Source organism: Roseovarius sp. E0-M6 (assembly GCF_037083845.1).
Taxonomy (GTDB): domain Bacteria; phylum Pseudomonadota; class Alphaproteobacteria; order Rhodobacterales; family Rhodobacteraceae; genus Roseovarius.
On the sequence record NZ_JBAPLA010000001.1, the window covers coordinates 852,919 to 874,494 of the forward strand.

The following is a 21,576-nucleotide window of genomic DNA, read 5'->3' on the forward strand; positions in this document are numbered from 1 at the left end:
ATGGAGACGTTCGAGCCAAGATTATTGCTTTCGGCCGATCTCTTTCCCATCGCTGGCACCATTTCCGCACCGGGCGAAGAAGACAGTTACGCGATCACATTCGCGGAACCGACGCGGGTCAGCTTTGATAGCCTCACGCCTTCTGAACTGAATTGGCGGTTGTCTGGTCCGGGCGATGTCAATGTGGGGAGCACCCTCGACCGTGCCGACGGGCGCAGCCGTAACGCGCCCGCCCTTCTTGATGTGGCACGGGGCACCTACAATCTGACCGTTTCGGGCCAAGAGGCGCAGACAGGCGCGTATGCATTCGCGCTCAATGATCTTTCCGATGATCCCGAACTGTCATTTGGATCCGAGCAAACAGTAACGCTCCCGCCGGCGGGTCAGCAGGTCTTTCATTTCGAGGCTCAGGCCGGGGACGTCCTGCATCTAGACATGCTTGAGGCGGAGACAAATGCCGGCTCGCTGAGCATTGTACGCCCCGATGGCGGTGTCGAGCGAACGAACACGCTGCGCGATACCACCAGAACACTGGACAGGCCGGGGCGATACACGCTCATCCTCGATGCTGATCTGGACGAAACCGCGCCCGTGCCCATACGATTTCGCGCGACTTTGGGCACTCAGGAAATCTTCACATACACGCCCGGCACCACCACCACGGCGATGATCGACACGCCGGGCGAACGGCATATTCACCACTTTTCGTTAGGAGCCGATACACGTGTCGCGTTGAGCGGTGATCATGTGGCGTCCCTTATCAATTGGGTTTTGCGAAGCCGGGAAGGCACCGTCGCGTCGGGTTTCAATCTGAACGCGGCGGACGCCCCCGAACTCCTTGATCTTGAGGCTGGGGAGTATTGGTTTACTGCGTTGGGTCAATCTGACCGGACGGGCTCTTACAGTTTCCGGATCGGCGCGTCGGGCACATATTCCGTCACGCCCACAACCCGCACAGTGCAAATGGCCACACTCGGCGAAGACCTTACCGGCACCCTGACGGCCAGTGATGAAATTCACCGGTATGATTTCACATTACCTGCGGCGACAGATGTCATTCTGGATATGCCGCTGGAAAACCCGGATATCGAGGTTTTGCTCGAAGGGGCGACGGCGCAGCTCTTTGAAATGCGCGCGAACAGATACCAGCCGAGCACGCGTTACGCCGCGTCGCTCCGGGCCGGGGATTATTCCTTGATCGTTCGTCCGACAGCAGAAGCGGCGGGGGACTACCGGCTGAGATTGCTGGATATCTTGGCCGACGCCCAACCTATGACGCCCGGAAAGTCTTTGACAGTGGATCTTCAGGAAGATCACGCGATTCAGATACGCACGGTCGACCTTGAGGCCGGTGAGCGGCTTTTTTTCGACGGCACTTCGGTGACGGGACCAAACGCAGATCATAATGAGCGCGACATGGAGGTCGAGGTGTTCGGTCCCGATGGTCGTTTGATCGCCGACCTGAACGATTTCGTGTCAAGCGGGGAAGCTTTTGTCGCGCCGCAGGACGGGGCCTATCGGCTGGAATTCCGGCGCGACGACAATAACCGGCTAACCTATGAGGCGACACTTTACCGGGCATCGCCGGAACCTGTGGCGACAAGCCTTGGAAGCGTGGTCGATGCGGATATCGACTTTCCCGGGCGTCTCTTGGAATACGAATTCGACATCGCGACGCCGACCTCGATTCTGGTCGACCTTTTCGAATCCGGTATTGGACGGGGCAATTTGCGGTTCGACCTTGTTGGCCCGGATGGGGCGATCGTTACAAATCAATCCATAAACCTAGACCCATGGGGGCGGCATTTCTCGGTGGCCGCAGGCAAACACATTCTGCGGGTTTATGCGAATACCGACGAAACAGGCAGCGCCCGCATAAGGCTTCTCGATGATGCGACAGCCCCCGTGCGGGCGTTCGGCGAAGGCATAACCGGCACGCTCACCCCCGGAGAAGAGGCACTTCGCATCGCGATCGACGCAAAGGCGGGTCAGCGGATCGCCCTCGATTTCAATGAACTTTCGGGACAGAATACGTTTTATTCACCTTTGCTCTATGTTGTCGGCCCTGATGGCGCGGATACCGTGAGGACGGGCAACACCGGCACCGATACCTTTTTTGAGGCGGAGCGCGACGGACGGTACCTGATCATCCTCGACCCGCGCGAGGGGCAATCGGCCCCGATGACCTATGACCTGACGCTGCGTGATGCCACGCGGCGCACTGTGCCCTTGGAGGTCGGCGCACAGGTGGATGGCTCTTTACCGGTGATCTTTGGTGAGGTCGATCACAGTTTCACCCTTGCCGAAGGTGCGCTGCTCTACCTTGACGCCTTGAACAATGCGCCGGTGCGATGGACAGTGCTGGATGCGCAGGGCCTAGAACTGAGCCTTGGGACTGATCCCGATCTCGATGATTTCAACAATGATGCCCGGTTTTTCCGCCTTCCCCCCGGCGAGTATTTCCTGCGGCTCAGCCCGCGTGGAAACGCGACACCTGATTACAGCTTCGTGCTGCGGAATCTGTCCGCGAGCACGGAACTGCCGTTTGATCAGGATATCACGATCACGTCGGCAGGGGACGGCAACGCCATTGTGCGGCATTTCGATCTGGCCGGTCTTGAACAGGTTTATCTGGATGGCCGAAGCTATACCGGCGATGCCTATTGGATGCTTTTCGACCCACAGGGGAACCGGGTCAGCTGGGCATTTTTCCGCGATGACATGACGTATCTGACGCGTGTGCCGGGGCGCTACACATTGGTCATTGATGAGCGTGCAAACCGGGACGACGGATTTGAGACCACTTTTCGCGTGACAAAAGCCGTGCAGCGCAGCGCAGCCATGACGCCCGGCGTCGAAGTGTCTGGCACCATAACCAATCCGATGGATGAAGGGCGCCACACCTTCACGCTGACAAACCAGCAAATTTTCCGGTTCGACGGGCTGTCGGACAACCCCTCGTTACATTGGCGGATCGAACGTAACGGCCTGCCTTGGGTGGGTCCGGTCAACATGCGCAACGGCTCGTTCGTGCTGTCTCGGCTTGATCTGCCGCCCGGGGATTACGAGGTGGTCATCACTGCAAGCGGCAGTGCCACCGGGGATTATGCGTTCAATCTTATTCCCCATGCCGATGCGATTCCGCTAGCAGGTGACGTGTCCACCCCACTGATACGAACCCCCGGTCGCGAGGCGCGTCTTTTTACGTATTCCGGAACGTCGGGGCAGGTGATCGAGTTTGATGTTCTGTCACACTCGGGCAACAAGTCATTCGCGATATACGATCCGGACGGAAACAGGATCGTCTCGTTCAATTCATTGCGAGACGTTCCTGATATTCTCCTGCGCAAAACCGGCACCTATACCGTGATGGTATCTGGGTACGGCACCAATGCTCCGGATAGCGAAATCAGCTATGCGTTCGTCTTGCGCGAAACGGGTAACCAAGCGCCCGAGACGCTGACCGGCACACAGCTTACGGTTGGTGAGACAGTGTCGGGGACAATCCCCGATCCGGCGACCCCGCAGAGCTATGTCCTCACCCTGAATGAACCAACGCGAATTCTGATCGACGGCCAGACAAACCTGAACCAGGTAAACATCCGCGTGCATGACCGCTTTGGTCAGGTTGCCATCCGTCGCATCAATCAACAACTCTTTCAGCTGTATGACCGGGCCGATCAAATCGACGATACACACATTCTGGAGCTTGCAGCGGGCACTTATCGCTTTGATGTCGAGGCGACCTCGGGCAGCAGGCCCTATGCGTTCAGGCTGCTTGATGCCGATGCGGGGGCGTCCCTCACGCTTGGTGTGACAGAGACGGTCTTGCTCAGCCCCGGAAACGCGATGCAGGTGTTTACCATCGACGCGGTAGAGGGTGAGCATGTCGCGCTCGATATGGTTTCAGATGGGGATTTTCAGTATTATTCCGTCCTCGCGCCGGATGGCACAGAGCTTTCTGACCGGAATCTTCTTGAATTCGTCAGCTTTCAGGCCAGTCAAACCGGCCGTTATCTTCTGATCATCGACGGGCACGCGGGCAACAGCATGCCGCGCACCGTGTCGGTGACGCGCCTGTCAAACGCGGCGCAGACGATCGAACTGAATGACGTCGCGATGGTCGAGTTGCCGCGTCGCAGCGCGACGGATCGGTTCACCTTCACCTTGGATGAGACCAAGACGCTTTACCTCGATAATCGTTTTGTAAACACCAAGAGCATCAACTGGGCGATCCGCGACACCCAAGCGCGCGAGGTTGCCGGTGCGCGTATCGACAACGCCGGATCAAGGCTTTTCACATTGCCGCAGGGGACGTATGAGCTAAGCTATGTTGCCAGTCGAGATTTTGCGCCCTTCGGCGTGCGGCTTCTTGATCTGTCGGTTGGAACCCCGATCACGTTGGGCGACCCGATCATGGCAACCGAACCTGTCTCAAGCGACAGGCGTGTCTTTCACTTCGAAGGCAGGGTGGGACAGGAACTCATCCTCGATAGGCTGGCGGTCTCGACCCACAGCATTCAGGTTCAGCTTGTCTCGCCAGACGGGCGGGCAATGCCGGCACAAAGCATCGACGACCTGTCTCCGATGATACTGGATGCCACCGGCACGTGGCATCTGATTATTCTTCCGCCGCATGGTCGCGACGACCCGCTGACCTATGAGTTTCGCTTGTTCGAGCGTGTCGACGACACCCATATGCTCGACTTCGGGGTGCGCCGCAATGATACGCCGCCGGACGTGCGCGGCCGCCTGTTCTATAGCATGACGATGCCCGAGGCCGGAGAGGTCTATTTCGATGCGCTGCTCAATGATTCGGACGCATGGTGGGTCTTCAGGGACGCAATGGGTCGGCGGATCGGGGATGCATCGCGTTTCTCGACGGACGGGGGTGACATCTCGCGGCAGTTCCTTGCCGCCGGTGAATATACGCTCGAGGTTGCCAGATCAGATGATCAGATCACCGAACTTCCCTTCCGGCTTCTGAGGTTTGCCGAAACACCCCAGATCACGCCCGGCGCGCCGGTCGAGGTGCTTCTTGATCCGGGGTCGCTGACCCGTGCCTACAGGTTTGACGGCGAGGCGGGACAACGGTTCAAGATCGCGTTGGGGCAGGGCAGGGTCAGTAACGTAAGCTGGCGCCTGATCGCACCGGGCGGGCGGGAAATCTTTGCGGCGTCATCGGTGGCGGACCTTGATACGTTCTCGCTTGCGGGAGCGGGGGAATATGTCCTGCTGATCGAAGGGCGCGCTTTTCTGACCGATCCGGTGACCCTGAGCCTGAACCTCATCGAAACTCCGCGTCGCGCGGCGGCCCCGGCGAGTTCCGCATCACGCGACGCACCTGACCTGATTCCATCCAATGTCACGGTCGCAGCAGCCGGACCTGTGCAAGCGGGTAGCCCGCTGACAGTGTCATGGACCGTTACCAATGCGGGTGAGAGCAGCGCGATACCAGGCCGGGACCGGGTGATCCTGCGGCGCGTCGATACCGGCGAGATCGTGGGCGTACGCGTGACGTCGCCCGCTTCGGCGCTGCTCGGACCCGGCGACGCACTGACACGGCAAGCACAGCTCAGCCTTCCGTCCGGCGCGCTTGGCGCAGGGGATTTGGTGGCGGAGGTGGAACTCGATATCGCGAACGCGGTGAACGAAACATCGGGCGGGCTGGCGCGCGAAGCCAACAATCTCGCGTCGGTTTCGTTCGTCGCCTTGAATGATCAGCTGCCCGATCTCGTGGTCGAGAATATCCGTGCGGACCCAGCCGGCGGCTATGCGCCCGGCCAGACGGTGACCGTGCACTGGACGTTGCGCAATGCCGGAGAGGCCACCGTAACGCAGACCTTTGCCGATCAGGTGCGTATTCGCAATCTCAGCCAGTTCAGAGCGCCGACGATTGACCTGCAAAGCCTTGTCTATGATCCGGGCGCTGACGGAACCGTCCCGCCTAACGGCACGGTCGAACGCACGCTGACCTTCGTCTGGCCCGAGGGTCTTGCGGGAACGGGGCTCTTTGGTTTCGACGTCACCACCGACCTTGATCAACAAGTGCAGGAAGGCAATGACGCGGGAACCGCGGAGGATAACAATCAAACACAGTTTGACCTGATTTCGGCCCCCGACCTCACGGTCGCGGATCTCGCAATGGATGCTGATGAACCGCAGGCCGGGGATAGCGTGACCTTCTCCTGGACAGTGCGCAATACAGGCAACGCGGATGTTCCGGTGCCTTTCCGCACGCTTCTCGTTCTCAGGAATGAATCTGAACGGTCCACACTGTTAAACCAACGCATAGACTTCCCCGAGGAGGCCGGAACCGTTTTACCCGCCGGGGCCGAACGCCAGCGCAGTTTCACCGTTCAGCTTCCCGAAGGACGTCTGGGCGTCGGAAACATGCAGTTTCGGCTGTTTCTCGACAATGGCAGCGCGACATCGGTTATCGAAGTGAATGCCGATGGCGACGCCGAGAACAACAACGCAACCGTGTTGGACTTCGTCGCGCGGGAAAAGATCTATCCTGACCTTGTCGTTACGAACGCGCCCAGCGTGACGGGTGCGCCGGTGGCCGGTGGCGTCGTGCGTGTTGACTGGCGCACCAGCAACACAGGCGATGACCTGGCGGGCGCACGTACCGACCGCGTTGTTCTGAGTGTGGATGACACGTTCGGGAATGAAGACGACATTGTGCTGGGCTCGGTCGAGCGTGGGCAACTCGAGGCCGGTGCAAGCGACGCGGTCAGCCTTGATGTCACGCTGCCCGGTGATATTGAAGGCGCGTTCAGGCTTGCGATCATCACCGACAGCGCGGCCACGGTGATTGAGGGCGATAACGAGACGAACAACACAAGCCCCGCGCTACCACTGACGGTGACGGCGGGGGACGCGCCCGATCTGGTGGTCGAGGCTGTGGCAGGCCCCACAGCGGCAAGCTGGGGCGACGTGGTGCCGCTTTCGTGGCGGGTGGCCAACCAAGGCACGCAAGCCACAGATAGCGACTGGTCCGACCGGCTTTACCTCTCGCAGGATGCGGTGCTCGATGCCGGAGATACGCTCTTGGCCGAGGTATCGGCCCCGCGCGCACTTGCCCCCGGCCAAAGCTATACCAACACCACTGAGGTCACCGTGCCCGGCGGCTTGACCGGAGCGTGGCGTCTTATCGTGCTGACGGACGGCACCTCAATCCAGAACGAGGGCGGCAACGAAGGCAACAACGCGACCACCGGTCTTGAACCTGTCACGATCTCGGCGGCGCCGGCTGCAGATCTTGTCGTGTCAGAGGTTGAAGGCCCTGCCGAGGGATCGCCCGGCGACACCGCCACCGTTACTTGGCGTGTCGGCAATTCCGGCGAAGGCGACGCGCGCGCACCCTTCTCAGACAGGGTTTACCTGACCCAGAGCGGCGGCCTTGGGGGCGCGCGGCTTCTGGGGACATTCACCCATAACGTGGGGCTGGCCCCCGGTGAAACGGCCGATGCCTCGCTTGAGGTGACATTGCCCACGCTACCGGATGGCACGTGGCGTTTTCTCGTCCTCACCGACAGCGGCAACCAGATATTCGAGGCGGGGCGCGAAGAGAATTCTGCGCTTGACGATGATGTTTTCGGGCTGGCCACTCCCGACCTGACGGTTGCCAACCTTTCGGCCCCTGACACAGCCACCTCGGGCGAGGTTATCACCGTTGCCTGGACGGTCGAGAATACCGGCTTTGGCACCGCGATCGCGGGCCGGCGGGACAGGGTGCTTCTGTCCCGCGACGGGGTGGCGGACGGAACCGATATCGTGCTTCATACAAGTGCCGAGCGTGGCGCGCTCTTGGCCGGCAGCAGTGATAATCAGAGCGTTGATCTGCGCTTGCCCATCGACGTGCGGGGCGACTGGCAGGTCCTTGTGGTGGCCGATGCCACCGACCGTGTCGAGGAAAGAGCGGCCGAAGATAACAACGCTTTGGCCCGCGCACTGACCGTCGCTTTGACCGATCACTCCGATCTGGCGGTGAGCGAGGTCACCGCGCCGCCGCTCACCGTGGCCGACCCGGCGGTGATTCAGGTGGGATGGCGTGTCACCAATGTTTCCGATCAGCAAGGCGACGAATCCGGTTGGACCGATCAGGTGTGGGCCTCGCGTGATGAGGTGCTTGGGGATGCCGATGACATCCTGTTGGGCAGTTTCGCGCGCTCCGGTGCGTTGATGCCCGGCCAGAGCTATCTGCGATCTGAAGCGATCACGTTCCCCGGCGCGTTTTCTGACAGACTCAGGGTTTACGTGGTGGCTGACACCGTGGGCGATGTCTTCGAGGATGGTCAGACCGACAACAATCGGGGCGCGGTGCCGCATGAGGTCGATATAGCGAGAAAGCCCTATGCCGATCTCAAGGTCACCTCGATCGAGGCGGCGGGCGGGGCCTTGTCAGGCACCGATCTTTCGCTGTCTTGGACGGTCCGGAATGACGGTATCGGCGCGACCGACCTGTCTTCTTGGTCGGACAAGGTTGTCCTGTCACGCAATCCCGATGGGACAGGTAAGGTGGCCGAGGTGCCGTATACGCATCTTGGCGTTCTTCAGGTCGGCGACAGCTACCGGCGAACCGCGACGATCCGGGTGCCGGACGGTGTTGAGGGTCAGCTTTATGTCTCCGTGGAAACGGGCGGGCCTTACGAGTTCGTCTTTACGGATAACAACAGGTCCGATGCCGCGCCTGTCACGGTCACTCTTTCGCCGTCTCCGGACTTGCAAGTCACCGATATCGCCACGGTTGAGACCGCAGCCGAAGGCGCGGTGATCGACGTCGCATGGCGCGTGAGCAACGCCGGGGCGGCCGGCCTTGAGGGCTCATGGACCGACCGTCTTGTCCTCGTGCCGCTGGACACGTCCAAACCCTCGATAACGATCGGAACCTTCCTCAACACACGTTCGCTGGCAATTGGCGAAAGTTATCAACGAACCGAAAGATTCCGCCTTCCGGAGCGGATCGAAGGGGCCTATCGCCTCACGGTCGTGACCAATTTCAACCGCGGCATCTATGAGGAGGGCGCGGCGCGCGACAACAATACCGGCAGCGATGATCGCCCGATGACGGTCACGCTTGATCCGCGGCCCAATTTGCAGGTGGCTGCGGTCACGGTGGCCCCGTCGGTGAGTGCCGGGGGCTCTGTTCAAGCGACGTTCGAGATTATCAATCAGGGCGCGTTTTCAGCCACCGGCGAATGGCAGGATTCAGTCTATTTGTCGCTTGATGACAGGCTGAGTTCAGATGACGTGCTGATAAGCCGCACCGGCAACCCGCTGAGCCTTGAACCGGGTGAGCGCTATTCAGTCGTTTCGGATATAGGCACCGTGCCGCTACGTTGGTCGGGTGATGCCTATGTGATCGTCTCGGCGGACAGCAACGCGCGCGTGGATGAATATCCGTTCGACAACGACAATCAGCGCAGCGCGAAATTCGGCGTGAGCGCGCTGCCGCGTCCAGACCTTGTGACCGATGCGGTCGTGGCCCCCGCGCAGGCGGTGCATGGTTCGGAAATAGAAGTCCGCTACCGGGTAACGAACAAAGGGCAGGGTGACACGCTTGATGATACGTGGCGTGACACGATTTGGATCGCGCGCGACCCGCGTCGGCCCAACACGTCCGCCTTTGCCGATGTCGAGGGAGCGGATTTTCTCAAGGGCAACTCGGCCCGCCTTCTGGCCACTGTCACCCATCGCGGCGGATTGGCCAAGGATGACAGCTATGAGATGACAGTGCGGGTGCGCATCCCGTCCGATCTACCCTCGGGGCAGTATTTCATCACCCCTTGGTCCGACAGCTATGACGTGGTGGCCGAAGACACTCTGGCCATCAATATCAATCCCGATGATCCCAACGAGCTTGACAACAACAACTACAAGGGTCGTGCGATCGATATCTTGGGGTATACGCCGGTTCGTCCTGATTTGGTGGTTTCGGATGTGTCCTCGGATGGGCCGGTGCGGGCCGGGCTGGATCAGTTGCGTGTCTCTTGGCGTGTGACGAACGATGGCCTTGTCGACACACCGGATGGCGGATGGGTGGACCGCGTTTACCTGAGCAACCGCGAGACCCTTGGTGCGCCGGGCGAAACGCTCTGGCATCTCGGCGATGTCCGGCGCGACGCGGGCATCGCTCCTGACGGGTATTACGACGCGGCACAGAGTTTCGATCTGCCGCCATCTGCCGCAGGGACGTTCGTTCATGTGATCACCGACGCCTCTGTGCGCGGACGGCAGGCGGTCGTCGAGGATGACGAAACCAACAATCGGGGTTCGGGTACCGCGGATGTCAGCAACGCACCCTCGGACCTGCGGGTGATCGCCGTCAGCGCGTCGGAGGGGGCTCAATCCGGTGAGCCCGTCACGGTGACCTGGACGGTGCAAAATGTGGGCGGCGACCTTTGGGAGGGCACCCAGTACTGGCGCGACGCCGTTTGGCTTTCTCGTGATGCGGTCTTTGATAGAAACCGCGCGACTTTGCTGGGGCAGGTGATCCACAATGCGGGGGCAGGGCTGAAAAACGGCGCGAGCTATACCGAGAGCGCGACACTGACCCTGCCGCCGGGAACAACCGGGGATTACTTCTTGCATGTGGCTACCGACGTGGCCAGGTTTGGCGCCTTACCCAAGTCCGAGCAGATTTCCGGGGTAATCGGTAACGCCGCCAGCTTTTATGAATCGAGCGTCTTTGAAGATGACAGCGACCCGACCGGTAATTTCGGACGCGGGGTGCTGGATGTCACCTATGCAGAACCCGACCTGAAGATCACAGAGTTGACGGTCCCGCCCGAGGCAAGCAGCGGGGGGGCGGTCGAGATACGCTATAGCGTGCTCAATGACGGCAGCCGGGCCACCCGTGAAACACTTTGGTATGATCGTATCTTTCTTTCGGTCGACGGCGCGCTTGACCGGCAGGATCACTTGATCGGCGAGGTGCGGCACGTCGGTGCGCTTGATGTTGGCGACACCTATGATCAAACGATCAATGTGGACTTGCCGCTGGGGATCGAAGGTGACTTTACGATCTTTGTCGAAACCGACGCCACGTCGGATGAAGGCGGATCGTATCAGCCCTCGACGATCCGCGCCGGACTTCGCGGGTTGCGCGCCACTTCGGACGAGGTGCCGGAGTTCGCGGATGAGGGCAACAACACCGCCACAGCACAGATCAGCGTGACACGAGCGGACACCGCCGATCTGACAGTCAGTGCCTTGAATATCCCGCAACGCGCCGTCACCGGTCAGCCAATGACGGTGAGTTATGCGATTCGCAACGGTGGTGCGCGTTCCACGGGCGGAGGCTGGCGCGATCTGGTCTATCTGTCGCGCGATGAGTCGCTTGATCCGCGCACCGATTTCTTCCTCGGATTTCATGATCATCAGACCCCGCTGGAATCAGGTGAACTTCGCGAGATCGATCTCGCGACACGGCTGCCCAAGGGATTGTCAGGCAGCTACTTCGTGTTTGTCCTGAGCGATCCGGTTTCGGACAGATCCCCCTCGGGCCGCGTTTTTGAGGATGGCGCTGATGAAAACATCCGCGCCTCCGCGCAACCGCTCCTGATCGAACAGGAACCCCCCGCCGATCTGATTGCGCGTGACGTAAGCATCGCGGGCGGGCGGGCGCCGGGCGATACGGTGACGGTAAACTGGACCGTCACGAACCAGTCCGCAGCCGAAGCCAAGGGCCGCTGGAGCGATGCGGTCTATCTGTCGCGGGACGGCAGCTGGGATATCGGGGACACGTTTCTGGGACGGTTCAACCATTCCGACGGGCTTGCCCCGGGTGCAAGCTATGAGGCGCAGATCGAGGCCGCGTTACCGATCCTTGCCGATGGCGCGTGGCGCGTTCTGGTGCGCACCGATGCGCGCGACGAGGTGAACGAAGCAGCTTTTGAGGCCAATAACACCACGGCGGGCGCAGCCCCCATTTCAGTCGAAAGCCCGCTGCTTCCACTCGGGATTGCGCGGACAGTCACGCTTGATGGGGCAGAGGAACGGCTCTATCGCATCGAGGTGCCCGCCGGTGAAACACTGCGTGTCTCGCTCACGGGTGGTGATCCGAACGTGCCGAACGAGATTTTCCTTCGGGCCGGATCGCCGCCCACCCAGTCACATTTCGACGCAGCGCACGGTTCGGTTTTCGGCACGCGAAAAGACGCGGTCATTTCCTCCACCGAGGCGGGCACCTATTATGTCCTTGTTCGCAGTTTCGGAGGCGACGGTGCCGCGCTGGAAACTGACCACACGCTGCGCGCCGACATTCTGCCGTTTCAGATCACTGAGGTCACACCAGATCAGGGCGGATCGGCCCGCTTCGTGACGATGAGCATCGAAGGCGCGGGCATCCTGCCCGGCGCCGTCGCCAAGCTTAGCCGCCCGGGCGTCGCGGAGTTCCTTCCCGTTTCGGTCAAACGCGTCGACGCGACCCGCCTGATCGCGACCTTCGACCTCAAGGGCGCCGCCCACGGGCTTTACGATGTGATCGTCGTGAATGCGGACGGAGAGGAGGCGATCCTGCCTTACCGCTATCTTGTGGAGCGTCAGGTCGAGCGCGATGTGACCGTGGGTCTGGGCGGTCCGCGCGTGGTGCCCGCAGGACAGGCCGGCCGCTATTCGGTGGTGGTGGACAGCCTGACCAATGTCGACACCCCCTATGTGCATTTCGCGTTCGGCGCCCCCGAGATGGGTAGCAACGATTTTGCGTATGGCCTTCCGTTCCTGAGTTTCGCCACAAATCTGGGAGATGGTTCGGATAACCCGGCCGACGGGCTGAGCGGGACACAATCGCCTGTGAACCTTGGCGGACAGCTTCTTGCGCCGGGGTATGCGTTTGATCTTCAGGCCGAGGGACAGGCTCAACTCAGTTTTGCGGTGCAGACCTATCCCGGCCTTCAGGCGCTGATCGACCGCGATTTCGAAGGCATCAAATCCTATCTTTACACCCGCTTCCCGGATCTGGCCGAGGCGGATGCGCTAGGGGCCGGGGTCGACGCGCTGGAAGCTGTGGACCCCCTCATTCATGAGATTTTCACCAATCCGGCCTTCGAAGTCATATCAGGTGACCTACCTTGGTATCTTCCCTTTCAGTTCAATGTTGTGGCCGCGGCCACGCCGATGACGCGAGAAGAGTTTGTGGCGGCCCAGCGAACCGAGGCCGAGAAACTGCGGCAGGCGGTGCTTTCCGATGCCGAGGCGACACCTTCCTTGCAGACGCTGGCTGCGGATGCTGACATGTGGACCGACGGGTTTCTTGCCGCGCTGGAACAGGCGGGCCTTCTGCGAGAGGCGACAGACGCACCTCCGGTCTTCGAACGTCCGAGGGTCACGAGCCTTGTCGCGCAACTCAGCCAAGGCTTGCTTTTGGGACCTGCCGGTGACGACATCAGAAGCACGGGCGATCTGGTGGATTTCTATGCCAAGGTGCGGGAGTGGTATGGTGACACCCCCGGTGAACCCGCGCCGATCGCACGCTTTGACGTGCGGCAACCGCCTCAAGGCCTCCCCTACGAAGTCCCTGTGCCGGAGCTTCCGGGCTTTGAACAATTTGATCTTGCGCTTGAGCGGCCTACCACCTTCACGGCGTTTAACGTCTTTTCCCCATGGTTGGGCGAAGGCGCGATCGAACTTCCGGATTTTGGCTCCGATGCCACTACCGGTGTGCTTGAGGATCTTGATCTTGATCGGTTCCGCGAGATTGCGGGCGTTGCCGATGACACCGGCACCGCGACCATGCGGGGCCCGTTGGGCGCGGGTGACGACAACTGGGTGCCGGGCGACGCGAGCTTGCCCTACGAAATCGAGGTCACACTCAATGAAGCCAGCCCGAGGCCCGCGCGCGAACTGCGTATCATCACAACGCTGGACGACGCGTTGGAGGCGCGCAGCTTTCAGTTGGGCGGGCTGACCCTTGGCGATCTGAGCATCGAGGTGCCCGCCGGGCGGCTTGTCTATCAAACCGAGATTGATCTGACCGCCACGCGTGGCTTTGTCCTGCGTGCCTCTGCTGGGATCGACCTAGAAAGCCGCACCGCCACATGGCTTCTCCAGGCCATAGATGCAAACACCGGTGAGCTGCTTGAGGGGGACGATCCGAGTGGTCTGTTGCGCCCCGGTGAGACAGGCGCGGTGCGCTACCGGGTGACTGCCGATGAGGACGCGGCCAACAGTGCGACGATCACCGCCACGGCACGGGTGATCCTCGATGTGTCGGCCCCCGAGGATACGGTGCCGATCACGACGCGGATCGACCAAACCGCGCCGGAAACCTCCTACACCGTCACTCGCATCCCCGGAACAGATGATTACCGTGTCGATTGGACCGCGCAGGATAATGGGTCAGGCGTCCGCGACGCGCATATCTATGCGTCGCTGGATGGCGGCAATTACCGGATCGTGGCCCGGGCCGAGCAAACCGGCCAATTCGTCTATTCGGCCCCGCCCGGCGCAGCGGTGGATATCCTTGTCCTTGCGCGTGATCTTTCCGGCAATCGCGACACGCCGCCGGCAGGCATAGGCGCCGATGGCGATCTGGCCGATACGCCGGTCAACCTCGGAGGTTCGGACGTTGATCAAACCACGGCTGCCACACCGCTTCCTCCGGCGGAGCCCACGCAAACCACCCCGCAGAATGCGCTTTTCCTTGAGACTCTCGACGCGGTGCCCGCCACCATTTCGCCACTACGCCCCGGCGCATTTGCAACGGCGGTCGCCCCCTTCGCCTTCGAGGCGCTGGTTGACGGGTTGACGGGAAGCCAAGGTGGCATTGGCGCGCTGGCGGTTCTGGGGCTTGCGGATGGCAGCATTCTATATTCAGGCGGGCCGGACCGCGCTTGGCTCTATCGTCTTGATGCGCAAGGGCAGGGCGGAGAAGAGCCTTTGGCCCGCCTCGACGTGCCTCTCTACGATCTTGCCCTCGCGCCTGATGGCAGGCTCTGGGCAACAAGTGGTGGGGGCGCGCTGCTTGAGCTTGATGCCGTGACAGGCGACATCCTCGATCGATACGGTGACGGGATCACACAATCGGTGGCAGTGTCGCGGAATGGGGCGATCTATGTTTCGACGGGCGACGGCATCGCCCGGTTCGACCCAGAAAGCGGCACCTTTACCGCCTTTGCCGAAACCCGCGTGGACGATCTGGCATTTGCACCGGACGGCGCACTTTGGGGGACAAGCTGGCCTGACCGGGGTCGGGTGCTGCGCTTTGATACCACGGGCCGCGCCGAGGTAGTGGCCTCCCTCGATGCGCCGGTCGACTCGTTGGCGTTCGGGGTCACGGGCACCGAGTTCGCGGGTCTGGCACTCCTTACTTCGGTGCGCAGCGGAACCGCCGATGACGGTCTGTCGCGGATATTCGCCCTTGATCTGGCCTCGCACGAGGTGGTGAGTGTGGCCGCCGCCATGCTCCGCGCCGAGGGGATCACCGCGCTGAACGATGGTCGTGTCGTCGTGGCGCATGGCGAAGGGCTTGATGTCCTGCGGCCCCTTTATACCCCTCAGGTCGTGGCGAGCACCCTTGAGGATGGTGAAATAACATCGCGCCCGGTCGCAAGCTTTTCGCTCCGGTTCGATGACGACATGGCAACATCGGGCCCGGGATCAGTTCTCGACCCGGTGAACTTCGCCCTTATCGACGGAAATGGCGAAATCCTTCCGATAACGGAACTCGGCTATGACCCCGCAATGCGGGAGGTGACGCTGCGGTTTGCAGCTTTGCCGCGTGGTGTCTACGCGCTCAGCGTTTCTGCGGATGTCCGTAGTGCGCGGGGTGTCGCGCTCGGAGTGCCGCACACCGTGGAATTCACGCGGCTTGACGATGTAACGGCAAACGTGCGGATTGAATATCGTGACACGCGATTTGATCGCGCCACCGGGGTCGCAACCTATGAAGTGATCGTCACGAATACCGGCACGCGCCCTCTTGGTGCGCCCTTGCAGCTTACGCTTGATGCAAATGACCCCACTGGCAACGGCACCCCGCTTCTGGGGCAACGCGCGAACGATATCTGGCTGATAGACCTCACACCCGGTCTGGGTGAAGACGGACTTCTTCTTCCGGATGAAAGTGCCACGGCGTTGGCGGTTTCCCTTCTGCTGGACCCCGGACAAAGGGCGGCCTTCGCTCATGGCGTGCGCATTCTGCCCGGATCGAACACCAAGCCTGTGATCCTTGAGGATTTCCCGACCGATGCGGTGGTCGGCATTCCCTATTGCCATCAACTGACTGCGGCCGATCTGGAAGGCGACCCGGTGGGTTTCGTTCTGGTGAGCGGGCCCGAGGGCATGACGCTTGACCCCGAGACCGGTCAGATCGATTGGACGCCCGATGCGAATGCGGCCGCTCTGACACCCGTTGTTGTGCGCGTCTATGACGAGGCCGGCGGCTTTGGTGAGGCGACATGGGACATCACGATCTCAGAGGGGCTGAATACCGCCCCTGTGGTCGAAGCCCCCAACAGCCTGATCGAGCTTTCCGAAGGCGAGGAGATGCGGCTGCCGATTGTGGCCTTCGATGTTGATCTAGATCGGCTTTTGTATTTTGCCGACAACCTTCCCGATGGCGCCTTCCTCGATCATGCTACGCAAGAGCTTGTCTGGACACCGCGCGCCGGACAGCGCGGGCTTTATCAAGGAGTGACGATCGGCGCGAGTGATGGCGCGATACAGACGACCCAGAGCTTTGATATCCGCGTTGTCCCGGGCGATCAGCCTCCGATCGTGGCAACCCCTTTGACCATCGAGGCCCGCGAAGGCGATCCGTTGCGCATCCCGCTGACCGCCGCAGACCCCGAAGGGGAAACATTACGCTTCAGCGCCCCCTTCCTGCCTGCGGGTGCCGAGCTTGACACCGAAGCTGGCGTGCTCGAATGGACGCCGTCCTATACACAGCGCGGCATTTACGAACTGCCGGTCGATATCTCCGATGGCCGAAAAACAACGCGCATCGTTCTCAAGATCGACGTGGCGAACGCCAATGGTGCGCCGGTCCTTGCCGGGTTCGACGACTGGCGCCTGACCGAGGGGCAGGCGCTTTTCTTCCGCACCGATGCGTTCGACCCTGACAATCCTGATTACGTCTTGCCGGAACGAAATGCGGCGGGTGAGTTGCTGGATTACGAAGGCTCACAGCGGCGCAGCGTAACCTATGAGATGACGGACCTTCCCGAGGGCGCGCAATACGATCCCGGCACGGGGCAGTTCACCTGGCAGACGACTTTTGACGATGCTGGGCGCTATGTGATGCGCCTGACTGTCACCGATGACGGGGATGGCACCGGTCTCTCGGAAGTGCGCGAGATCGACATAGCGATCACCGTGGATGACCTCAACAGACCGCCTGAATTGCCGGACCTGCCCAATCGTAGTGTGACCGGAGGGGAGGTGCTCGAGATCCCGCTGAGCTCGGTCGACCCCGATGGCAACCTTTTGCGGTTCACCGCCACGGCCACGCGTGCCGCGGGTGCGGACCAGATCGACCTTGATCCGACCCCTGTTCCCCTTGATGGAAGCGCGCCTTTCGGCACCTTGCTGACTGATCCCGATACCGGCGCGGTCAGCCTGCGCCTGACACCGCGAGAGATTGATCGCGGGGACTGGCGTATTGATCTCGCGGTTGAGGATGATGGAAACGGCGTGGCTGAAAATGCCCGGAGTGATCAAGGAAGCTTCATTCTCAGCGTTGAAGCTGGAAACCTTGGCCCCACGCTCAGGCCCGTGGCAGGGCTAACCGCGGTCGCAGGGGAAGAACTGGCTTTCGAATTCAATGCCAACGATGTCGATCGCGATCCTCTGACCTTCGGGATTGAAGGGCTTCCCGACGGAGCCGTGCTTGAAGCGGGGGCGGGATATGGCCGCGCGATCCTTCGCTGGACACCCGGTGCAACAGATATAGGGCGCCACTCCGCAACCCTCACCGTCACCGATAGCGGGGCAGGGGTGCCCGCCAACGCACTCAGTGATACTATGGGGCTCGATGTCGTCGTGCGCGCCGCAAACGGGGCTCCGATCCTGCAACCGGTGGGTGAGATCGAGGTCGCCGAGGGCGCCACACTCGCGCTTCAACTGGCCGCTGCTGATCCCGATGCCGACCCACTCACGTGGTCGGCCACCAACTTGCCGGCAGGGGCCACGCTCGATCCGTTGAGCGGTATTCTGAATTTCACACCCCACAGCTTTCAGGCGGGAACATACGAAGACATCGTAATTTCAGTTACGGACGGGCTGGCCACGGCGTCGGAAACCGTCACCATGGTGGTGACGAATACAAACCGCGCCCCCGTCTTCGTGCCCACACCGCCGCAATCGGGCCGCGAGGATGACGCGCTAAGGTTTCGCCTTCTGGCGGGGGACATTGACGGCGACGGCCTGCTCTTCGAGCCGGTCTCGGCCTTGCCACCGGGGGCCACCCTGAACGAGGTGACCGGTGAATTCCAATGGACACCCGACTTCACCCAAGCCGGCGATTACTCACTCAAACTGAGGGTGCGTGATGCAGCGGGCGCAACCAGTGAGCAAGACGTAGACCTGCGCATCCGCAATCAGAACCGGCTTCCCGCGCTTGAGCTTCAACACCGGGCGGTCGTTCTGGGCGAAGAGCTTCAGGTTGAGCTTTCGGCCACGGACCCCGATGCCGATGACACGCTTGTCCTGTCCGTGGAAAACCTACCCGAAACAGCAGATTTCGATCCCGCGACGAACATGTTGATCTTCCGCCCGGAGGCCGGTGACCTTGGGGACAATGTTATCCGGGTTTCGGTCTTCGATGGTTCGGATGTGGTAAGCCGGACAATGGTGCTGCGTGTCACGCGCGCCCCGGTGCTGCCTGTCGCAGTGCTCGAGGTGACACCACGCTTTCCGGCACAACCCGGTCAGACGGTAACGCTGTCGGCGGCGGGGGCGGGCTTTGTTCCGGTGACAGGTTTTCGCCTGATCATCGACGGGGAGGAGGTGGCACTTGATCATCTCAGGCGCGCAAGCTTCGTGCCCGATGCGCCCGGCCGGGTCAGCGCGGTTCTGGAAGTCACGGATGCAGATGGCCGTGTGGGGCGTGTGGAACGAACCATCGCTGTACGCGACACCGCAGACCGCGCCGCGCCCAGTATCACTCTGACTGTTGAAGACGGCGAGGTTCTGAGCGCCGGAGCCGTTATCGGTTCGGTCCAAGATCCAAGTCTTGATCACTGGCGCGCGGTTCTTGTGCCATCCGGTGGTGGTCCCGCGATCGAACTTGGCGAAGGTCGCGAAGAAGTTGAAAATGGCCCCTTGGGCATGATTCAGCCCGGCCTTATGAGTTCGGGGTTCTATACGCTGCGGATCGAGGCCGAGGATGTTGCGGGGCTGCGCAGCATCGTGGAACGTCAGGTCGAAATCCTGCCTGCGGCCTCGGCCACCTTGCGCCGCTCCGAGCTTGAGGCCAGCGTGGAACTGGGTGAGACCACGCTTGATCTGATGCGGATCTATGATGCGCGCGATGCCGCCCGCGATGGTGATTTTGGCATGGGCTGGCGTGCGGGTTGGACCGATCTGGCATTCGATGCCGGGCCAGCGGGGGGGGCGGGCCACGCCCTGCAAGAAGGCACCCGGGTGCATCTTACGGCACCCGACGGCACGCGGCTCGTCTTTGCTGCACGTTTCGAGGTAACGCGCATCGCGGGCTTTGAACGTGTCACGCTCGCCTTCGAAAGCGACACTGCGGGATATGACCTGAAACATGATGGTCCGCTCTTGATGACTTCGGAAGGGGGCCTCTACTCCGAGGTTTCGGGTCTTCCCTACACGCCCTTTGGCCGCGGCGGGGCGGTGCTGACGCTCACCATGCCTGACGGCAGCCAATGGTCAAGCGATGGCACCGGCGCGGTGAAAACCATCAAGAAGGACGGCGTGCGCCTCCTGGTATCCGACAGCGGGGTGATCGCTCCCGACGGAAGCACGGTTCAGGTGGTTACGAACCCTCTGGGCGGAATTGCCGGCTTGGCTCTTCCTGATGGCACACGACGCATCTATCTTTATGACGATGCCGGGCAACTTTCATTCGCCGGTGGGTCCGGCGGACGATCGCCGGTGCTTTATGGGTATGAGACCGGCGCGCACGGTCGCCTTGTCACGGTGACAGGACCGGATGGCGCGCATTACAGTTATGATGCCTCGGGGGCGGTTACCACAACCGGTGCCGCGCATCACTTCGGCGCGTTGGCGCGCCCGGCCCCAAGGGATACGGTCTTGTCTTCTGGCGAGACCGAGACAATGACGCTCACGCTACGAGACAGCGAGCTCGCCTCGGCCAATGGGCGTGTCGTTCTTCGTGTTGCCGTCCAAGGCTCGGCACCGGCCCAAATTTTGCTTGATGACTCCACGCCTGTCTCGCTTGAGCGGGTCGGGGGCGAAAGCGTCGCTCTTTTCGTGGTCGAGCGCGCGGGCCTACACAAGCTTGATCTCTCGGCGGTAAGTAGCGGCTCTTATCGCGTCACGATCACGGCTGCCGGGGATATCGATGGCGACGGAGCGGTGAACGGGGCCGACCTTGGTCAACAGGATGCGACGCCCATGGACATAGATGGCGACGGGCGCGCCGATGCGGGCGACCGTGCCATCCTCTTGCAGAATTTCGGGTTCCTGCCCAATGCCGCGCCGGTCCTGACCCCCACGCCGCAGAAGACCTATACAGATTTGTCCATCGTCATTTCCCTCGCTCCGATGGCGCATGACCCTGAGGGTGACGCGATCTTTTACGATATCCTCGGCGCGGTCGGGGGCACGGCAGAGCTTAGCCCCGAGGGCAACGCGATCCGCTTTACGCCCGAAGCGGGCCGAACCGGGCCGGGGCGGATCATCCTGCGCGCCAGCGACGGCTATCGCTGGTCCGATGCGGAAACGCTTGCTGTCGACATATCGGGCGCGGCCCTCCAAGAGATCGGCTTCAGCCAGCGCACCCCAACCCTTGCCGACGGTCAGCGCACGGCGTTCGGGATCACCGGCACCTTCGCCGATGGTGGCAGCGTGGCCCTTCCCGAGGGATATATAACCGTTAAGTTCGCAGATCCGACCATTGCACGCCTGCGCCCGGGTCAGATCGAAGGCTTGAGCGACGGCTACAGCTTGCTTCGCGCGACGCGGGGCGCCGTGACTGCGGCCACTGTCGTGCGCGTCGGCAAGCAAAGCCAGTATGACCAGAGCCTGATCACCTATGGCACCGATGTCTATCCCGATGCTGTCACACTCAGCCCCGGTGCAGAACGGCAACTGCTTCTCTTTGACCCGTTCGAGGAGAATGTGATCCAGACACGCGGCGACGAGGTTTTGAAATTCGTGGTGAACGGGAATGTTGTCGAGGTGACCCCGGATGGGCGGATCATCGGCAAGGCACCCGGTGAAACAATTGCGCAGGTGATTTACCGCGCGACAGAACTCCTTGTGCCGGTGCGCGTGCAGGCCCCAGTTGTGGGCGATGCGGTGCCGGTGGGTCGCGCGGGCGGTATCGTTGAAAACGCCGATGGGTATCAGGTGGCCATCGCCGAGGGCGCGTTGCCGCGTGATACAAACGTGACCATCACGACATTGGAGCAAGACGACATA

General features: G+C 61.5%; 1 protein-coding gene (only partly in view). It reads left to right on the forward strand.

Features of this window, described 5'->3' with window-relative positions; genetic code table 11:
* On the forward strand, positions 1–21,576 hold the 5' portion of the coding sequence (locus V8359_RS04205; protein WP_336427456.1) for a CARDB domain-containing protein. 13,047 nt of this gene lie beyond the right edge of the window; only the first 21,576 of its 34,623 coding nucleotides appear in the window; the start codon lies at positions 1–3; the stop codon falls past the right edge of the window.